Source organism: Indolivaga macrotermitis (genome assembly GCF_900128985.1).
Lineage (GTDB): Bacteria > Bacteroidota > Bacteroidia > Bacteroidales > Dysgonomonadaceae > Dysgonomonas_A > Dysgonomonas_A macrotermitis.
This window is the reverse complement of record NZ_FQUC01000002.1, coordinates 23,216-43,273: the sequence shown is the minus strand read 5'-3', so window position 1 is coordinate 43,273 and position 20,058 is coordinate 23,216. Positions and strand designations below refer to the sequence as shown.

The window sequence follows — 20,058 nt, the reverse complement described above, 5'->3', positions numbered from 1 at the left end:
TTGTAAGATAGCAGTGAAAATATTATAAGGCTTTCAATGCCTCTTACTTAGGCAAGTTGAATGCGATCTTCAATGCTTCCATGTCTTTCATAGAAGTTCCTTCAGGTTCAAATCCCATTGATTTTGCTGTTAAATATATTTGTGCAGATTTAGAAAGCGTGTCTACCATATCGAAAGCTTCCATAATATTTTCACTAACCGAACAAACTCCGTGTTTTTCCCACATCACCACATCATAATCTTTCAGCATTTCCACTGTAGCATCAGCCAGCTCAATAGAGCTTGGCATCTTATAAGGAATTATACCCAGCCCTTTTGGACAAAATGCCCGTGTCTCAGGTATCATACTCCAAAGAAGATATGTCAGCTTATCTTTTTTGAGAAAATCCGGATTGTGAGTCATTGCAATCAGATCAATTGGGTGTGTATGTAGAGCAGCTTTGTATCCCGAACCAATTTCTATCTGGTAATTATGCATTGATAAATGTGACGGCAATTCTGATGTTGGTTTAACCGGATTATCAGCAATAATCACATAGCTAGCGCAGTCATCCAATATACGGATTATTGAACCGTTTTCCATTGGCCAACGGGCCAGGTCACGCATACGTCTGTTTGTTCCTTTACAAAAGAAATAGCAACCTTTTAGGTAAGGTAAAGGTTTGCCTATCTGCATTACCTCACTTATAGGCTTCATTAATTTTATTTCATCATCTACTATATCTGTAATATTAATAGTGATATTTCCACCATTACGCTCTGCCCATCCTTTTTGCCAAAGATAACCAGCAACTTCTGCAACTTCATTTATTCTTTTAGCTAATTTAGGACGACTATCTAATATTGATTTCATATTTTTATTTATATTTTTTTTACTAATTCTGTGATATTGCCACTACAATAATTGAAGATATAAGAACACCTAATCCTACTATAAGAATAGCAATTGTTGATTTATTTACTCCTTTCCACTCCTTTAGAATAATACCCCAAATATTGCTAAATAATACATTTAAGGACATTAGTATGCTCCATGAGAATGCGAGTAAAACAGGGCTTTCAGACAAAAAGCTTTTACCCATTTCAAGCCCGAAGAATTGTGAATACCATAATACACCGGCAAGGGCACAAAATAGAATATTACTTACTAATACTCTTTTTGATACTGAAAAATAATCTTTACCTGTCTTATTCTTTATATTCTGCTGAATACAATAAACCGCATTTGTTATGAAACCACCTAAAGTAATCAGAAAAATAACCGGCAACCCTGCATAGAGAGATTTTACTCCTCCCAAAACTGCCGCCTCCTTTACCGGAGTTCCTGCTTCTAAGCCAAGGGCAAAACATGCACTCATTACTCCAGCTAAAAGAGCTACTAAAAGACCTTTTGTCAAGGCAAAATCTTTAACTGCTGCTTTCTTTTCCGCATCAGTCATATTCTTTGAACGTAGGCTTCCCGCATAGCCGATAATGGATATACCTGTAAGCGTGATGCATACTCCTATTAGCAACATTAGTCCTTCTCCATGGAATAAATCTTTCCCTACTAACAGAGCCGGGAATAATGTACCAAATGCAGCACAGGTTCCAAGAGCAATACTTTGTCCAAGAGCTACTCCAAGATACCGCATACTCAAACCAAAAGTCAGGCCGCCTACCCCCCATAGGACTCCAAATAAAACAGATTTGACTGCTCCTCCTGAACTCCATAACTCAAATGGACTACTACCTTCGGGAACCCCGAGTAAAGCACCTAAAAAGGGGAATAAAAGCCATGCGAATACCCCTTGAACTAACCAAAAACATTCCCATGACCAATTTTTTATTTTATTAATAGGCACATATGAACTGGATTGACCAAAACTGCCTATTGCTATTATAATCAGACCAATGATTGTATTCATAATCTAATCTTTTAATAAACGGACGCTTACAGCAAGGTAAAAAAACAATGGTATATGACTAGTTTCCTTGCTGTAAGCAGAATGTTTATATTTATCTTTTTGATGTAACTTCTTTCTCATATTGCTGTACTTCTGTAATATAGTCTTCTCCTACTGCAATGTTATTTTTAAAGCAGAAATAATCCCATACAGCATTCCAAGGAAGCCCTTTAGTTTCCTCTAAAAGAGCAAGGCGTTCAAAATATTGGCCATTTGCCTCATATTCACGAAGTTTCACAGTTGGCTCAAGAAGAGCTTGTAAGAAAGCCTTTTGAGTTGCACGAATGCCTACTACATATGCTCCGATACGGTTAATGGAAGCATCAAAGAAATCTAATCCTATATGTACTTTATTTAGCGCATCTGCACGTACAATTTCTTTAGCCAGTTCTGTTGTTTCGTCATTTAAAAGAACCACATGATCTGAATCCCAACGGACAGGACGGCTTACATGAAGCATAATTTCAGGGGTAAATAGTAATAAGGATGAGATCTTATCAGCGACACTCTCGGATAGATGAAAATGTCCCATATCCAAGGTAACCATTTTTTGTTTTTTTGCTCCATATCCTAAGTAGAAATCATGAGATCCAACAGTATAACTTTCAAGAGCAATACCGAATAATTTGGACTCAATACAATCCTTCATATTTTTATATTTAATATCAAAAATTTCATCCAAAGATTTTTCCAATAATGAACGGTACAAATAACGGTTTACAGTCAAATCTTTGGAACCATCATGTACCCATAAATTCATGATACAAGGATCATTCTGAAATTTCCCCATTTCTTCAGCTATTGCACGACAACGTTTTGTATGTTCAATCCAGAAATCTCGGATAGATTTATCAGGATTTGCAAGAGTTAAATCTCCGCTCTTTGGATGCCCGAATGATGTTGAATTAAAATCAAGTTTGATTCCCTTCTCCTGTCCCCATTGCATCCAGCTTGTAAAATGAGATGCATCAACCTGATCACGATCTACAATTTTATTTCCAAAATCCCCATATATTTCATGAAGGTTTAGTCTGTGTTTCTTACCAGCAACCAATGTCAGAACTTTTTCAATATCAGTGCGTAGTTCATCAATATTACGAGCTTTACCCGGATAATTTCCTGTAGCCTGTATGCCACCACCACCTATGTTTCCCAAATTTTCAAAACCTGTGACATCATCTGCCTGCCAACAATGAATTGAAACTGATAAGTCTTGTAACTTATTAAGACTAGTTTCTACATCCACACCTAATGCTGCATAGCGTTCTTTTGCTATTTCGTACGATTTTTGTACTAATTCTTTCTTGTTCATGGTTTATTGATTTATGTTATTTTAGTTGTTTGATGAAATTCTGATAAGCTGCATCCCACAATTCTGTATCTTGTGGCACAAATATTTTAGGCATTACGGAATTCTTAATTATAGTGCGTACCTCTTCTAAAGAGTTGACAAGTCCAAGCCCTCTTGCCTGAATCATTATGTTACCTAAGGCTGTAGCTTCACAAGGCCCCGCAATTACAGGTATCCCTATCGAATTGGCTGTAGCTTGATTTAATAAATTATTTTTAGAGCCACCACCAATTACATGAAGCTTTTCAATTGGAAAAGGTGCTATTTTTTTTAAGCATTCAAGTACATATCTGTATTTTAGAGCTAAACTATCGAAAATACAACGGATAAATTCAGCATCAGAAACAGGTACTTTCTGTTTTGTTTTTTGACAAAATGCACTTATGGCTTTGAGCATACTTTCCGGATTAGCAAAGCTATTATCATCGGGGTCAATAAATGATAAGAATCCTTGAACAGAATTCGACATCTCAACTATTTGCGAATAAGTATATGATTTACCCTCCGATTCCCATTCTTTACGACATTGTTCAAGAAGCCACATTCCCGTAATATTTTTCAGGAAACGAGTCGTTTCATCTACGCCTCCCTCATTTGTAAAATTCATATTGTATGAATCATCGTTAATAATAGGATCTTTGACCTCTATTCCCATCAGAGACCATGTGCCAGAACTCAGGTATGCAAAATTTTCATTATCTGCAGGAATGGCTACAATAGCAGAACCGGTATCATGCCCAGCTACTGCTATAACTGGTATTTTTCCTATCCCACATTCTTTTACTACACTCTCCATTACATAGCCTATCATTTCACCTGGCATTACTATAGGTTGTATAATAGACGGATCTACTCCCATAGCATTAAATAGTTTTGCTTCAAAATTTTTTGTTCGTGGATTCAATAATTGAGATGTTGATGCTATTGTATATTCGCAGACTTTTTTTCCTGTCAACATGTAAGATAGAGCATCTGGTATAAAGAGTAGATCATTGGCAGAATTGATTGCTACAGAACCTTCACGTTTAGCTGCATATAATTGGAATATACTGTTGAAATTCATTATTTGTATTCCAGTCAGATTATACACCTCTTTCTTGGGAACTATTTTAAAGTATTCTTCTGGGACACCATTTGTATAAGGATCACGATATGAGCGGGGCTGACTCAACAATGTTCCATCTTTACCAAGATAGACAAAATCGACACCCCATGTATCAATTCCTATTGCATCTATTTCTATATTGAGAGTTGATAGAGTTTTTAACCCGTTTTTCAATTCATCGAAGAGTGCAAAAATATCCCAATAATACTTATCGTGAATACGGATTATTTTGTTAGGGAATCGGGTCAGTTCTTTCAATTCAACTTTATCTCCGGAAATAGTTCCCAGTATAGAGCGGCCACTTGTGGCACCTAAATCAAAAGCAAAAAAATTATGAGTATTTCGAGGTGTGTTCATCACTAATTTGTTTGCAGTAAAATTAATTTTATCACCTAAAATGTTAGTCATGCATTTGATATAAATACTTCAAAATATGATAATGCATATTGTTGTTAACAATTATTACAAATAACTATATTACAATAGTATGCACACGCTATTTTTCAATAGGCTTTGCTTCATGGTAAAAAAATAGTATTACAAAATATGTAATACTATTCTCTAAAATGTGTTTATATAATAACTAGTTCAGTATAGGGCGAATCTTTATTTTCCGTTCGTATCGTTGCGGCAAGGCTCGATATGAATTAAGTACAGAACGAGCTGTACATCCCACTCCTGATGTTGCGTAATCTAAATTAAGCGTAACACCATCTTGTTCTTGCAATTGATATGTGTAAACAGATTTAGTAAGGTTATCCGTTGAATAAGGATAGGCATTAAAGTTGAACCATTGATCCATGGAGAACTCCAATCCAAGACCGGTTTTATTCTTCATACGTAACCATCTGTTATCTGTACGCAATCCATAATCTTGAGGAATTAGATAAGGTTCATACATTTCTTTTACGGTCATTGAGTAGACCCCTAACTTATATCCACTTTTCCGATCAGGATAGTTCTCTTGAGGCCCTCGTCCATACCATTCTACTTCGTTTAAACTTTGATCTAATGTCATTGTTAATCCAATGCGCGGTAGCCATAATGGCATCTTTCCTTGTGGTAGCACAGTGTGATGTAACAAGATTTCTCCATCTGATGCAATTGTGTATGAGTAAATATTTTCGAATCCATTGATCATTCGCCCACTTATATATTTGTCTCGTTTATCAGTGCTGCTACTTCCTGTTAAAGTTATTTCGCGAATATTAATATATACCTTCATTTCTTTCTCGAAAACTTCTATTGACATTGGATTAGATGTCAATTTATCAATTCCCAGAGAATAATATTCAGTAGCAATTTGTCGTCCATACCCTTCTTTCCAATTTATAGAGTATGAATTACCTGATCCCCATTCATCCAATTCGTTAGCTAGTGGTGCTCGCCAAGTATTTAGGGTTAAAGCAGATTTAAGCATTTCTTGCCCTTTTATAATAATTGAAGATAAAGATCCATTAGCTTTTTCGAAAACATAGGAAAAATCATTGCCTAAGACCGTAATATTTTCAGAAGTCTCTTTGTATGTCAATATTTGTTCTTCCTTTTGTTGAGGTTTTAACGACTCATACCAAGGTAATTCCAATTGATCCCATGATACTTCATGACCGGCTGAAGCCCATATCTCATCCTCCTTTAATGAAGAACTAACTGTAATCCGATATTCTTTTCCTGGTAGTATATTTGGCTTATGGTAAGGTGTTTGAACCTGCTTTTTTGAAAGTGGAGGAACTTGAAGACTAATTTCACCCTCTTCAATAATTTCCCCATCAGCCTCCAGAAACCAATGTGTTTTATAGTGTGAAGCACATAAGAAATGATTTCGATTCCAAACTTCAACCCATCCTTTTTCTGCATCAATTAGTGAAACGGATATAGGTTGAACTGTTTTTTTCATTTGCCACATCTCTGGTTGAATACTCCGATCTGGCCATATACTTCCATAGGTTCGAGCTCCTATACCATAACTGTAAAATGTCCCTCTATCAATCTCTTTTTCAAAATCGAGCCAAAGTACAGCTTGTTCTGAATTATAGTCTCCAGGTAAAACTGATTTCGCAAATATTCCTACATTATCTAATATTGCATCACAAATATAAACATCTGTTTCTTGTCCATGTATTTCCTCATTCCGTCCTATATTGATGGGAAATGGAAAATTTGTTATATGCCCAGATGCGGCAAGTGTTCCAACTTTATTTCCGTCAATATAGACAGCCATTTCTTTTCCATCGTAAACGCCACTTAACTGGTGCCACTTGTTCTCCCAATCAGACGGTAAAGGAACACGAAGTATATATTTCTTATTCGTATACAGATAGAAATCTAATGAATCTTTGCCTTGCTGTTGTAAACCAAACTGAAAATTTCCCTTAGTTATAAAAGAACCGCAACTGCTTACTAACTTACGCGGATAAACCTCACAAGTTAATGTCAGCTGATCTGTATCTATTTCTACATTAGATTGACGGTAAACTTCCACCCACTGATCGTGCCCATTCAAATCAAGAGCATTCCCTTGGATTCCTTTCACTATTTTTGCATTACCCATCAAATGTGCAGGTGTAGAATAAGGAGACTTATCCTCAACTACTCGTATCCGTTCTGTTAACCCTGGACTTACAAAATCCCAAATAGCACCACCCATTAATCGGGGATGGGAATAAATAACCCGCCAGTAATCATCTAATCCTCCACCTCCATTTCCTGCAACAGAAAGATATTCATCCATAAAAGAAGGGCGCATATCGGTAGAATCGGGAATAATACCTGTTTCCATTTCCAATTCTATTGGAGTTGGATAACGTGGACCAATAATTTCTTCTGCAGGATGAGCATAAGCATTTCCTCCATACATCCAATATCGTGTATGATCATATTTTTTCCCTTCTTTAATTGTTTCGGTAATATTAAATCCTTCTCCGCTTTCATTCCCAGCACTCCAAAACAGAATACAAGGATAATTCCGGTCGCGTAAAACCATTTGTCTTACACGTTCACGATACATTTCGGTATATTCTTTGCGGTCTGATATAAATTCAGTAGCATGCGCTTCCGTACCTGCTTCGTCAATAACAAATAGCCCATATTCATTTGCTAGTTCCAAATAACGGTTTACCGGTGGATAATGGGATATTCGCACTGCATTAAAATTAAATTTTTTCAATATCTCAAAATCTTTTCGAATCGTTTCTTCATTCATAGTATGCCCCAATTCAGGATGTTGCATATGGGAATTTTGGGCGTTAACTTTTAATGGTACACCGTTTAAATAAAAGGTTTCTCCTTTTATTTCTGTCTTCTTAAAACCTATTTTTGTTTTTATTACATCACGCGGTTGTCCTCCTTCTGCCAATAATTGTATTTCTAAAGAATATAAATAAGGTGTTTCTGATGTCCACTTTTTAGGATTTACAATATTTTTCTTGAGGTTCAAACTCTTTTTACCAGCTTTGTCTACTACAAAAGATTCGCTAAACATTTCAGCTACTGATACTCCATCTGGATCTTGCAATTTTGCTATCACTTGATAATTCGCAGAAGATTCTTGTAGATATCCCTTTACATCAATGTTAAGATCGAGAATTGCGTCTTTAAATGTCTCGTCAAAATCAGTAACTACATACCAATCAAACAAACGAACAGATGGGGTGGAATAAACCCAAACATCGTCAAATATACCGGCTAAGCGCCAATAATCTTGACCTTCAAGATAATATCCGTCAGAATATTTTACGACATGTACTGCTATTGTATTTTTTCCGGGTTTAAGGTATTGGGTTATATTATATTCAGATGGTTCTTGAGCTCCTTCATTATAGCCAACTTCCTGCCCATTAATCCAAACAAAGGAAGCAGACGCCACTTTTTCCAGACGCAAGAAAACTTGATCTCCGTTCCATGATTTAGGAATATTAAACTCTTTTCTATAGGCTCCTGTTGGGTTGTAATCTCTTGGAACGAATGGAGGGTTAGCTTTGAATGGAGCGTGAACATTTCTGAACAGTTTATCTCCATATCCAACCATTTCCCAATTAGACGGCACTTTAATCACATCCCATTTCTGGTCATTAAACTTTTCCTTATAAAAATCATGGGGAATACCTTCAGGTATATCACTCCAATAAAATTTCCATTCGCCATTTAATGAAATATGTTTTTCAGGAATATAATAAGCCCTTCCTTCCTCTTGATTTAATTCAAAAACAGATGTGTTTTCAATATATTCATAGATGTTATCTAAATAGTTTATTTGTTGAGCATGAGTAACTGCGGAAAACGAGCAGATCAAAGCTCCAATAATTATTATATTTTTCATGTTTTATAAATAAGTCGAAGTTAACAGCTTATGTTATTTAATTATAGAATTTTACTGCAAATTACTTTGAAAAAATTATATCATTGATACTGAGAGAAAAAATAATAACTAAGAAAGCTAAATTTTTCATATTAGTATGCAATATGATATAACTTATCTATATCTTCCACGGGAGTTGGTCTAGGGTTACCTCCAGTACATACATCATTGAACGCAGCAACTGCTAAATCAGAAATATCTTCTTTGCGAACTCCGATTTCGTTTAATTTTTGCGGAATATTTATACTTTTCGACAATGTTTTCACTGCATTAATAGCAGCATTAACACCTTCAGAGGTAGTCATATTCTCTGTTTGAGATACTCCCATTGCTTTAGCTATTAATTTATATTTTTCTGCCGCCGGCGACTCAGCATTATACTCCATTACATAAGGGAGTAAGAGGGCATTAGCGACTCCATGCGGTGTATCATAGAATGCGCCAAGTGGGTGAGCCATAGAATGTACAATACCAAGACCTACATTTGAAAAACCCATACCTGCAATATATTGAGCTAAGGACATTCCCTCACGGGCCTCTTTATTATTAGGCATGTCAACTGCATTTTTTAAATGCTTATGGATTAATTCGATTGCTTTAATTTCAAACATATCAGACATTTCCCATGCACCGGGAGTAATAAGGGATTCTATAGCATGAGTCAGGGCATCCATTCCTGTTGCGGCTGTTAAGCCCTTAGGCATTGAATACATCAATTCGGAATCAATAATTGCCACTACCGGTATATCATTCGGATCAACACAGACCATTTTCTTTTTTTGCTCCTCGTCGGTTATCACATAGTTGATCGTAACTTCTGCGGCAGTACCTGCTGTCGTAGGTAATGCTATTACAGGGACAGATTTGTATCTTGTTTCTACAGCTCCTTCCAACGATCTTATATCATAATGTTCCGGATTATTTGCAACAATTCCAATACCTTTAGCTGTATCAATAGCAGATCCGCCCCCTAAAGCTACAATAAAGTCAGCACCGCTTGCTTTATAAGTATCCACTCCAAGCTGTACATTCTGGATAGTCGGATTTGCCTTTACGTTGTCATATATTTCATAGGGAATATTATTTTCATTCAAGACATCTTCGATAAGCTTTGCAACACCATATTTAATCAGGTCTTTATCTGTAACAAGTAATGCTTTTTTCAGATTTCTTCTCTTTACTTCAGTGGTAATTTCTTTTCTTGAACCAACACCATGATAAGATATTTCATTTAATACTATTCTGTTTGACATATAATTTATTTTTGTTTGTTAATATTATTTTTAATGTAAATCGAATTTGTCTATAATAAATTCACTTTTTGAAGATTATTAATTTACAGTTAAAATCACTCGTTGATATCTGGTTAATTGAGGCTTGCCTGAATCTTTAACTTCAAATATCAAATGATAAGTTTCTTTTGGCAATGACATACTAGGTATTGTTACTGTTGCCTGTGGACTATTCGAATCTTCTATTTCTAATTGATGGGGAGAAGTTCCTGCTTCTACATACTGCCACCATTTGTAAATCAAAGTATCTCCATCGGGATCAATAGCTTTACCTTTTAACGTTACCTGTGTTTCAGGCTTAACAATAAGATCAGCTTCATGAGCAAGTGTTACTACAGGCGGGTGATTAGCTTCCTCATATGATAATACACACCAATCTGCCCTTGCTGCAAAATCATTTTGAATTACGTCAATCCAACGTGTTTGTGGATAAGTACGATCCAATTTATTTGTATATGGATTATAATCTGCAACATTGGTATCAGTCCATCTGTAAGGATTATCTGAAGAAGGCACCATCCGTCCACCCCAACCTCCATAAGAAGGATTTTCTATACTTCTCAGACCTACGTTGATTAGATACAAATAGGATGGGGAGTCCCCTTCTGAAATAAAGTCATATTTTTTGCGGCCTTCTTTCTCTTGATTTTCCGGATTACCGTGTGTATGCTCATTGTCTTCAACGAGTTGCCGCCCATCTCCCCAAGTGTAATATTCAGCGAGTAAAGGTCCATGGTTAAATAAAATGTTTTTTGCAAACCAATTACCTCCAAGATATGGCTTATAAATATCAGGTACATCACTAGGCCAAGAATAAGCAAAACTCCAAAACTGAGCTAAATTATTATATACACGAATCTCTGGCCAGTTTTTACCTATATACTTTTTGTAAGTAGCATCTTGATCAAGTATGTTATAAATAATTGCTTTTTGTGATACTGCTTTATATACCTTTTGCCATGATGGGGTATTCTGATACTCTTCTTCTATAGATTTCAATGCACGGGCTATGGTATTATTGCCTCCCCAAACCTGTAAAAAAACAGGGTTAGAGTCAGCATCCAATAATACGTTTTTTATTAAATCTGAGCCTTCAGTGATCTTTTCCATTTCTCCTTCAAAAGAGATATTTCCAATACGTATTAAACTATGTAAATATTCTGGAGATGGATAGCCGTCAGCATGTTTTATGAGGTTTGGGTATACTATTGCATATTTATCAATTAATTCCTGTATCCATGTAGTCCCAACCCATCGCAAATTAGTCTTTTCACCATATCTTGTAGCAGTCTCGGGCATTTCCGATGTAAATAATGTACCCTTACCATCTCCTGAATAATGCCATTGAGAACTGCTATATACCAAGCCTTCAATCTTGAATTCATTAGCATAAAGAAGGAATCTGATGAATGAATCTATATCGTCAATTTCACCATCAGTCGTTACAATTGTACGTGGTTTCTGCTGTATATTATTTTCATTAATAACCTTATCAAAAACAACATTTTGTTGAGCATTGACTTTAAAAATGGGAATAAAAAAAATCAAAGAGAATAAATAAGTATACCTTTGAAAATAGCATTGCTGTAATAAGCCTCTTTTCATAATTTATACATTTAATTTGGCATTAATATTTCTACCTTGAGTAATAGCACGATATTTCATAGGGGTTACTTTGACCTTATTTTTAAATAAAGTGCAGAAATAATTAGGATTATCAAACCCGAGTTTATACGCAATTTCAATATTTGATAAATCTGTATTTGTCAATAGGTCTTTACTCTTTTGTATTTTCATTTCATTTATATATTGCATTGGAGCAAAACCTGTATATTGTTTAAATACTTTTCTAAACCATGAATAGCTCATATTTAATTTCAGGGCAACTTCTTCTGGAGAGATCGCTGTATATAAGCTCTCTTGGATGATCAGTTTAGCCTTGTTTATCATCTTTACAACCTTCATCTCTTCAAAAGAGGCTAACTTATTATAAGCATATGCACAACTTAAAAGCCTTTCAACTATTCCAGACAATAATTGTTGGAATCCTGCATTTTGATCTTTTGCAATAGATATTGCTTCGAGATATATACTAACTAAATTATTTTGCAGACCGACATTCAATATTGGTTTTTGAATATTGAAGAAGTTAGATAAAACACGGTCATCCATATTTTTGCCACTAAAGCCTATCCAATATTCATCCCACCCTGAAAGCTTATTCGGTTTATATGTATGCCATTCATCAGGAAATAGTAAAAACATATTCCCTTCTGCAACATGACATTTTGTAGAACTTTTCGAAGTAAAATCACCATACCCCTGAGTTATATATAGTAATTGATATTCATTTAGTATACGACCTTTAGCCACATTAAATAAATATCGGGTTGGATGATTAAGGGGAGGATATACCTCCCCTGGTTCTATGTGTTGAAATCCAACAGAATTTACTGTTAAGCCCCAATCTATATCTCTATTGCTTGTTATCAAATATTCTGTATGGATAGAGCTGTCCATTATCTTATTGTATTTTTATAGAAATACTATCTTTAATATCCGATGCGGAAGATGCAATATGAAGAATAAATTCTCCAGGCTCAACAACAAAAGCACGTTTTTCTTCATCATAGAATCCTAATTCAGATACTGGCACATCAATTTCTACTTGTTGAGATTCTCCTGGATTTAAAAATACTTTCCTAAATCCTTTCAACTCTTTTGTCGGACGTAACACAGAAGATTCAACATCGCTGACATATAATTGAGCAACCTCACCACCTTTTACAGAACCTGTATTTTGTAGAAGAAATTTTACTCTTATTTTATCTTCCTGATTGTAGGATTGTTTATCTGTAGAAAGTTTACCATAAGAGAATTCTGTATATGACAGACCATAACCAAAAGAATAAACTACGGGTTGCTTTTTTGTATCAAACCAGCGATATCCCACTAATATATCATCCTCGTAGTTCACAATACCATTACGCCCAGGATAGTTATTATAAGCGTGAGCAGGATATTGCTCTAATGAATAAGCTAGCGTAAAAGGCATTTTCCCTGAAGGGTTTTCTTTTCCTGTAATTATGTCAGCAAAAGCATTTCCTGCTTCCATCCCATTATACCATCCCCAAATAATTGCAGGTGCACAAATAGAAGGAGCAACTAAATCAACAGGAGATCCGGCAATAATAACTACTACTGTATTTGGATTAACTTTGCTTACTTCTTGGATTAACTCAATCTGGCCATAAGGTAATTGCATGTACATTTTGTCTGCGGACTCTGTATCAAAATCATGGTTTAGTCCACAAAATATAATGGCAGCCTCTGATTTTTTTGCTGCTTCTATTGCTTCATTCAGCAAACCTTCCTTTACTTTATTGTCTTCACTAAAGCGACCTGCGCCTTGTCCATTATTCTCTCCAGGAACAAAAAAAGAGGTTTTCTCATATCCTTGAGCAAAGTTAATCTGTACTTTATCGCCAAACTTTCGACGAAGACCTTCTAGTGGGGTTATTTCATACAATGCCTTTATTTCAGAACTTAACCCCCCATCACAATGCCTGCGAGTTGCATTATCACCTATTACTGCAATTGATTTCATACTTCCAATATTCATAGGAAGTAAATTATTCTCATTTTTCAATAATACTACAGCTTCCACAGCTTCCTGATATGCTTCTTGTTGATGCTCTTTTGTATTTATAACTCCATCATTAAAACGTTTCTTGGGATCAAGTATATTTGTCCGAATCATTACCCTAAGCACATTCGCGACCTTTTCATCTACAAGGCTTTCTGGGATTTCTCCTTTTTGGACAGCCTCTATTAACGGGTCTGCAAAGTACCATTCATTATAATTCGCTTTTTCCGTTCCCATTTCGACATCAAGACCTGCTATTGCTGATTTTACTGTGCTATGTGCTCCACCCCAGTCAGTTATGTAAGCTCCATCAAAACCCATTTCACCTTTCAGTATATCACGTACTAGATATTTGTTTTCCGCACACCATTCACCCCGAAATTTATTATATGCAGCCATTACTGTTAACGCACCTCCTTCTTCCACTGTAGCCTTAAAAGCAGGAAGGTAGATTTCATGTAATGCACGTTCAGATGCATACACATCAATAGTACCCCGTTCTGTTTCTTGGTTGTTTAATGCATAATGTTTTATACTAGCTGCAACATCTCTGGATTGTAAGCCTTTTACATACGGGACTGACATTCGTGCTGTTAAGAATGGATCTTCACTAAAATATTCAAAGTTACGACCGCATAATGGACTACGAATGATATTGACTCCGGGTCCTAATAGTACATCTTTTTTTCGATATCTTGCCTCTGACCCTAATATCTGTCCTCTTTTATAGGCTAATTCAGTATTCCAGGTCGCAGCAAATGCAGTACCTGTGGGCAAATAAGTAGATGAATCATTTGTCCAACCTGAATAATTCCAGTCGTGTCGATTGATTTCAGCTCTTACTCCATGAGGACCATCCGACATGCTCCATTCAGGAATGCCTAAACGTTCTACTCCTGAAACAAAAAACTTTGAATTTCCATGAAGCATACCAACCTTTTCTTTCAATGTCATTTTTTTTATCAGCTTCTCGATCCGTTGTTCTACTTTCGGATCTTTCGTGTACATACGTTGAGCTGATAATGTTTGAGTGCATAGCAGCAATAATGTGATCGCTGTATAAATGTATTTTTTCATATTTTATTAATTATTTTTGAAATACTTCTGGGTATTTATGTATAAAATAAACAGGAGTACAACTCCATGCATGACAATAACTATTCACCGGAAAGAAATTATAAGGAGAAAGGAATTCATTCTCAGGATCCCATTGTTCCCAAAATGTATCAGCACCTTTTTTGACCATTGCTCCCCAATAGCTTCTCATATACTCTTTTGCTTCTTCATTCATGCCACAAGCTACCATTGCTTCAATAAGATAATGATAAGCATACGGAGTTCCAGGGTAAACAGCATCATCCATTGATAGAGTAGTCTTAAGTGCTTTCTGGCTCTCTTTCTGATTAAGTACACCTGATATTATCATCCAGATTTGTGACATGGAGGAAATCTGATTATTCGATCCACTTAAAAAAATTCCTCTATTTTTATCGTATAATTCTTTACGAGCCGCTTTTGCCATATTTTTTGAAACTAAAGGCCAATCACGAACTTCGTCTTCCTTATTTAGTATTTTTGCTAATTCATAACTTTTGTCTAAAGCAAAAATCATAAGACCCTGCATTGGTGTGCTAACATCAAGACCATCTCTCCAATCAAAGAAAAGCCATACATATCCTTTTTTATTTTGATTAAATATATTATTCTCATCCAGATAAGACATCGCATCCTCAACCTGTCTTTTTACAACTGGCCAAAGGTCTTTGGCCGTTTCCATATCCCCACTTGCTTTTAGATATTCAAGAAGAGTAACATTGTATAGTAAATTATAAGACAGGCAATATGAACTATATTGTGGATGAGGTTCTGGCTTTTCAAATATATTAGCATGCAGATTACCATCTTCAGCAGCTAATCCTGCCAGTAGATATAAACATCGTTTGGTCAGCTCATGATTCTGAAATGAATACATATTTGCAAGCGATTCAAGATAAAGATCTCCGATCCATAAACGCATATCACGCTTTGGTCCATCTTCATATACAGTCTGCATACATTCTCTCAATGTCTCAATAGCAACATCATTTATTTCTCTGATATCCTGAGGGACATTATCTTGTAACGTTGTTTTTACTTCTTTTGCTGATGAATATGCAGTGAAGTACATATTTGTAAGAGCAAAATCAAAATCGGGAGGAGCCGCAAGTAATTCAATTTTCATGTATCTACCAGATATTCTTCTGGGTATTGTAATATCCTGATCGATTTGTGAAACTGTAATTATCTCATCTTGCATCCATGCACGGCTTAACGTCCCCTTCCATGGATCTAAGGAAGTATTCAATTCAGCCGGAACTTCAGCGAATGTAAACTTTATACGTATTGGTGCGTCTTGAGCTTTATCAGTTGTTTTTAAATGGAAAGTATAAAATCCAGTCATATGCTTACCAAAATCAACTATGACTTCTTTTACTTTTTTGAAAGATTGATCATATAAATAACTCATATCATCAAATCTTTCCATCTTCCAACCTTGAAAAGCTATTGGATCAGCAACAGATTTAACTAAATATTGCGGCGAATATGTTGTTTGAAATAACTCTGGTTTAGCTTCCTCTGCTTTTTTTAACCATGACTCTCTATGTGTTTTATAGTAGTCCTGTGCATTTATAACACAAGCTAAACATAGAAGAGCCATACTAACAATTAGTTTTCTCATAATTTTCATCACTAAATATTTAAGGATATCTTTATCATATTCAATATTGTAGGTTTTTAGTTACAATCCTCTTTTCGATTCACTTTTCTTTTCAAAAACTTTTGATAAAAGAATCTTTTTTGAAGAAGAACCTACCTTGATTGTATATTTTCCGGCATCTGTAATCCAAGCTGATTGGTTTTCGTCAAATCGAGCCAAATCATCACCTGAAAGTTTGAAAAGTAATGTTTGTGATTCTCTGGACTGGAGTAATTTAGTTTTAGCAAAACCTCTTAATTCATCAGTAGGTCTTTTGATTTCGCCTGTTGGTGCATTTACATAAAGCTGTGCAATCTCTTTTCCTGCAACTTTTCCTGTATTCTTAACTGTGACTGAGATATTTATTTCTCCCTTCGAAGTATTAAAGTCAAGTTTCAAATTAGAATATTCAAAATCTGTATATGACAAACCATATCCAAATTCATATAGGGACTGTACATTGAATGTATTATAATGACGATAACCAACAAATATATCTTCTACATATTTTACAAATGAAGGGTTATTATCTGATTGAGGAAAGTTAGAAGCAGATGGTACATCCTCATAACGTTTAGGGAAAGTCATTGTCAGTTTACCTGAAGGATTTACTGTGCCTGTTAAAACATCGGTAATAGAATAACCTGCTTCTTGTCCAGGCTGCCATGCTAATAATATAGCATCCGGAAGATCTTTCCATTCAGTCATTTCGATGACACCTCCAATATTTAGGACGACAACTGTTTTTTTACCTTTACTCCTAAATGCAGACGAGACATTTTTAACCAAATCAAGCTCAACATCATTTAGGTAATAATCACCTTTAATCAGTTGCCTATCTCCACCTTCTCCTGAATTGCGTCCTATAGTTAATATAGCAATTTCAGACTCATTTGCTAAACGCTCAATTTCGTTTTTATCTACATACATTTCGGGAACAGTCGGTACATACCAAAAATGTATTTCTCCCCATTTTGCTTTTTCTTGTGCAATATGATTGATGTATGATTCGGTTTGTTTACTATCCAATACCAATCCGGCATCTTTAAGACCTTTTTCTAATGAGATTTTGTGAGGATAATATACATAACCACTGCCATATCCGCCAATAATCATTTCATAAGAACTAACACCAAACAAAGCTGCTTTTTTTATTTCTTTCTGAATAGGTAAGGTGTTATCCTTATTTTCTAACAGAACCATGCCTTCCGAAGCTGATTTTCTTACAATTGAGGTGTGTGCATCGAGGTCTGGCATATCAGAGTAAGAATAGTTTCTATATGCAGGCCCTTTCTGAACAATATTCAAAATATTAATTACATTTCTATCTAATATTCTTTCATCTAATTCTCCGTCTTCTACTGCTTTAATAATTCGCTGAATATGTCTTTCTTCCCCAGGCATAAGTAAGTCGTTGCCAGCTTTCATTTGAGCAACAGGATCGTTTTCTGCCCACCAGTCAGTCATTACGAACCCTTTATATCCCCATTCTTCCCTCAGCAATTTGGTCAGTAAATTATAAGATTCAGACGTATATGTTCCATTCAGCTTATTGTAAGAGGACATTATAGTCCAAGGATTTGATTCTTTTACTGCAATTTCAAAGCCTTTCAAATAAATTTCCCTTAATGCTCTTTCACTAACAATTGCATTAACTCCATTTCTATATGTTTCCTGGTTATTTGCGACAAAATGCTTTATTGATGTACCAACTCCATTGGACTGGATACCATTGACCATAGCAGAGGCTATTTTCCCTGTAACTAAAGGATCTTCAGAATAATACTCAAAGTTTCTGCCGGTTAATGGATTTCGTTGAATATTCATCCCTGGAGCTAATAAAATATCTATTCCATATTCCAGAACTTCTTTCCCCATTACTTCTCCTACTTCTCTAACTAATTGAGGATTCCATGAGGAAGCTAATAATGTTGCTATGGGAAATGCTGTCGCATTATATTTCCGAGAATCACCTTCCCTTATAGAATCAATTCTGACACCAGCAGGCCCATCTGCATAAACAATTGAAGGAATACCTAATCTTGGTATAGCATAACTATCACCGGCAGCTCCTTTCACTTTTTCTTTTGTTTGAAAAGTATTTGCTACATTTTGCTGAATATTATCATATACAACCGTACCGGGAGCGGGGGGAGGTGGATATCCCTGAGATTTAGAAGTACCAACTACTAAACGGGCTTTTTCCTCCAATGTCATGGCTTTGACTACTTTTTCAACCGGATCTTTACCTAATTGCGGTAACTTTTGAGCATAAGAAACCGAAATTGTAGAAAAACAACATACACATGAAAAAGCTGTGTAAAATAAAATTTTGTTCATTATATCTTAATCTTTAAATATTTATTAAAAGGGGTAATTAGTTTGGGCTCCTTTCATAATTGCATCAATAGTAGATTTATCTATATTTTTCATTCCATCCTTTCTGTCAAAAAGCCCAAATTGATCAGGTCCACTCGATGAGTAACCATTATCCCAAACAAAAGGAACCATTCCGTTCTTTTTAGCTATACTTACTATTTTTTCATAGTAATATGCTCGGGATTTATTCATTATCTCCTCATCCTCTCCTTTATTTACAGAATGTCTCGGAGCCCCCCATTCTCCAAGGATAACAGGATGACCTTTATCCACAAACAGTTTTTTTATTGACAAAAATCTATTCTCAACAAAATCTTCTTGTCCAATTGAGTCTATTCCATATTTTTCATATGGTTTTCCCCAGAATTTTATATCATCTGTTCCACAATATCCATATGGGTCATAATAATGCACTTCAACCATTAGGCGATTTGGTGTAGGATCATGGGGTATTTCCAGATGTCCCGGACCATATTCTGAATTAGCTCCGTAAGTTTGTATAATAAGATTTCTATAGGTATTCTTACCTCCTGTAGAACGTACGGCATCGATGAAAACCCTATTAAAGCCATTTTGTACTACAACATTTTCATCACCGGGAGCACCCCAGTCATCTTTAATATGCACTTCATTCGTTCCGGCGAATAATAGACGTTCGTCATAGTCTTTAAAGATTGTTGCTATCTCTTTCCATAGCAGAGCCTCTTTTCTATAGACTTCAGTAGAATCCTTAAAAAATGGATGGTTTTCCAACCAGTGTTCATGATGTGTATTGATTATCACATAGAGGTCGTTATCCAAGCAATACCCAACAACCTCTTTTACTCTATTAATCCATTTTTCATCAATCTTGATATTATTATCATCCGTGAAATGAGGATACCAACAAATGGGTATTCGTATAGCGTTAAATCCTGCAATGGCAACTGAATCAATCATTGCTTTAGTTGTTTGGGGATTTCTCCATGCTATTTCGCTATTTTCATTTCTATCTTTACTGATAGCTTCGAGGGAATTTCCAAGATTCCATCCGGCTATTATTTTTGATGCTAAGACCTTGGAATCACTTTCCATTCCATATTTATCATCTGTAATATGAGGATCTTTTTTTCCTTGATTACAGCTGCAAAGGCAAACTACAATCGAATAAAATAAAAGTAGACTTAATAGGTTTTTTGTTAAATTCATCGTTCTTAATATTAAATTGGAAAGTATAAGTATTACCACTTGACTTTAGCCAAGTAG

At 35.4% G+C, this 20,058-nt stretch carries 12 protein-coding genes; all 12 read right to left on the bottom strand.

Annotated elements, in window-relative coordinates; translation table 11 throughout:
* Positions 1 to 43: 43 nt before the first annotated feature.
* The 12 genes from rhaD to BUC12_RS03375 all read right to left on the bottom strand — a co-directional run bounded on the left by rhaD (position 44) and on the right by BUC12_RS03375 (position 20,001).
* Positions 44 to 853, bottom strand: a complete 810-nt coding sequence (gene rhaD, locus BUC12_RS03430) for a rhamnulose-1-phosphate aldolase (protein WP_062176916.1) — start codon at positions 851 to 853, stop codon at positions 44 to 46.
* A gap of 22 nt (positions 854 to 875) precedes the next feature.
* Positions 876 to 1,907: an L-rhamnose/proton symporter RhaT gene (gene rhaT / locus BUC12_RS03425; protein WP_062176919.1), complete on the bottom strand. Its 1,032-nt coding sequence runs from the start codon at positions 1,905 to 1,907 to the stop codon at positions 876 to 878.
* 91 nt (positions 1,908 to 1,998) lie between these two features.
* Positions 1,999 to 3,258: an L-rhamnose isomerase gene (locus BUC12_RS03420; RefSeq protein WP_062176922.1), complete on the bottom strand. Its 1,260-nt coding sequence runs from the start codon at positions 3,256 to 3,258 to the stop codon at positions 1,999 to 2,001.
* 16 nt (positions 3,259 to 3,274) lie between these two features.
* Positions 3,275 to 4,759, bottom strand: coding sequence for a rhamnulokinase (locus tag BUC12_RS03415; RefSeq protein WP_062176925.1), 1,485 nt, complete (start codon positions 4,757 to 4,759; stop codon positions 3,275 to 3,277).
* 226 nt (positions 4,760 to 4,985) lie between these two features.
* Positions 4,986 to 8,720, bottom strand: a complete 3,735-nt coding sequence (locus tag BUC12_RS03410) for a beta-galactosidase small subunit-related protein (RefSeq protein ID WP_062176928.1) — start codon at positions 8,718 to 8,720, stop codon at positions 4,986 to 4,988.
* A gap of 131 nt (positions 8,721 to 8,851) precedes the next feature.
* Positions 8,852 to 10,012 (bottom strand): lactaldehyde reductase, encoded by a 1,161-nt coding sequence (gene fucO, locus BUC12_RS03405; protein WP_062176933.1) that lies wholly within the window; start codon positions 10,010 to 10,012, stop codon positions 8,852 to 8,854.
* A 78-nt stretch (positions 10,013 to 10,090) separates the two neighbouring features.
* Entirely contained in the window at positions 10,091 to 11,656 is a 1,566-nt protein-coding gene (locus BUC12_RS03400; protein WP_082141873.1) for a DUF1593 domain-containing protein, read from the bottom strand.
* A 3-nt stretch (positions 11,657 to 11,659) separates the two neighbouring features.
* A complete protein-coding gene (locus BUC12_RS03395; protein ID WP_062176936.1) occupies positions 11,660 to 12,571 on the bottom strand; it encodes an AraC family transcriptional regulator in 912 nt (303 codons plus the stop codon).
* Between the two features lie 4 nt (positions 12,572 to 12,575).
* On the bottom strand, positions 12,576 to 14,774 hold the full coding sequence (locus BUC12_RS03390) for a beta-glucosidase (protein WP_062176939.1): 2,199 nt from the start codon (positions 14,772 to 14,774) through the stop codon (positions 12,576 to 12,578).
* Positions 14,775 to 14,784: 10 nt separating this feature from the next.
* Positions 14,785 to 16,416 carry an alpha-L-rhamnosidase-related protein gene (locus tag BUC12_RS03385; RefSeq protein ID WP_062177065.1) on the bottom strand — a complete coding sequence of 544 codons (1,632 nt, stop codon included), beginning with the start codon at positions 16,414 to 16,416 and terminating at the stop codon, positions 14,785 to 14,787.
* Between the two features lie 60 nt (positions 16,417 to 16,476).
* On the bottom strand, positions 16,477 to 18,774 hold the full coding sequence (locus BUC12_RS03380; protein WP_073357281.1) for a beta-glucosidase: 2,298 nt from the start codon (positions 18,772 to 18,774) through the stop codon (positions 16,477 to 16,479).
* A 24-nt stretch (positions 18,775 to 18,798) separates the two neighbouring features.
* Positions 18,799 to 20,001 carry a glycoside hydrolase family 5 protein gene (locus BUC12_RS03375; RefSeq protein WP_062176942.1) on the bottom strand — a complete coding sequence of 401 codons (1,203 nt, stop codon included), beginning with the start codon at positions 19,999 to 20,001 and terminating at the stop codon, positions 18,799 to 18,801.
* Positions 20,002 to 20,058: the final 57 nt, after the last annotated feature.

Coding starts and splice junctions, on each gene's coding strand:
- BUC12_RS03375 (WP_062176942.1), bottom strand. CDS start 20,001: ATGAATTTAACAAAAAACCTATTAAGTCTACTTTTATTTTATTCGATT.
- BUC12_RS03385 (WP_062177065.1), bottom strand. CDS start 16,416: ATGAGAAAACTAATTGTTAGTATGGCTCTTCTATGTTTAGCTTGTGTT.
- BUC12_RS03410 (WP_062176928.1), bottom strand. CDS start 8,720: ATGAAAAATATAATAATTATTGGAGCTTTGATCTGCTCGTTTTCCGCA.
- BUC12_RS03420 (WP_062176922.1), bottom strand. CDS start 3,258: ATGAACAAGAAAGAATTAGTACAAAAATCGTACGAAATAGCAAAAGAA.
- rhaT (WP_062176919.1), bottom strand. CDS start 1,907: ATGAATACAATCATTGGTCTGATTATAATAGCAATAGGCAGTTTTGGT.
- BUC12_RS03380 (WP_073357281.1), bottom strand. CDS start 18,774: ATGAACAAAATTTTATTTTACACAGCTTTTTCATGTGTATGTTGTTTT.
- BUC12_RS03400 (WP_082141873.1), bottom strand. CDS start 11,656: ATGAAAAGAGGCTTATTACAGCAATGCTATTTTCAAAGGTATACTTAT.
- rhaD (WP_062176916.1), bottom strand. CDS start 853: ATGAAATCAATATTAGATAGTCGTCCTAAATTAGCTAAAAGAATAAAT.
- BUC12_RS03395 (WP_062176936.1), bottom strand. CDS start 12,571: ATGGACAGCTCTATCCATACAGAATATTTGATAACAAGCAATAGAGAT.
- BUC12_RS03415 (WP_062176925.1), bottom strand. CDS start 4,759: ATGAACACACCTCGAAATACTCATAATTTTTTTGCTTTTGATTTAGGT.
- BUC12_RS03390 (WP_062176939.1), bottom strand. CDS start 14,774: ATGAAAAAATACATTTATACAGCGATCACATTATTGCTGCTATGCACT.
- fucO (WP_062176933.1), bottom strand. CDS start 10,012: ATGTCAAACAGAATAGTATTAAATGAAATATCTTATCATGGTGTTGGT.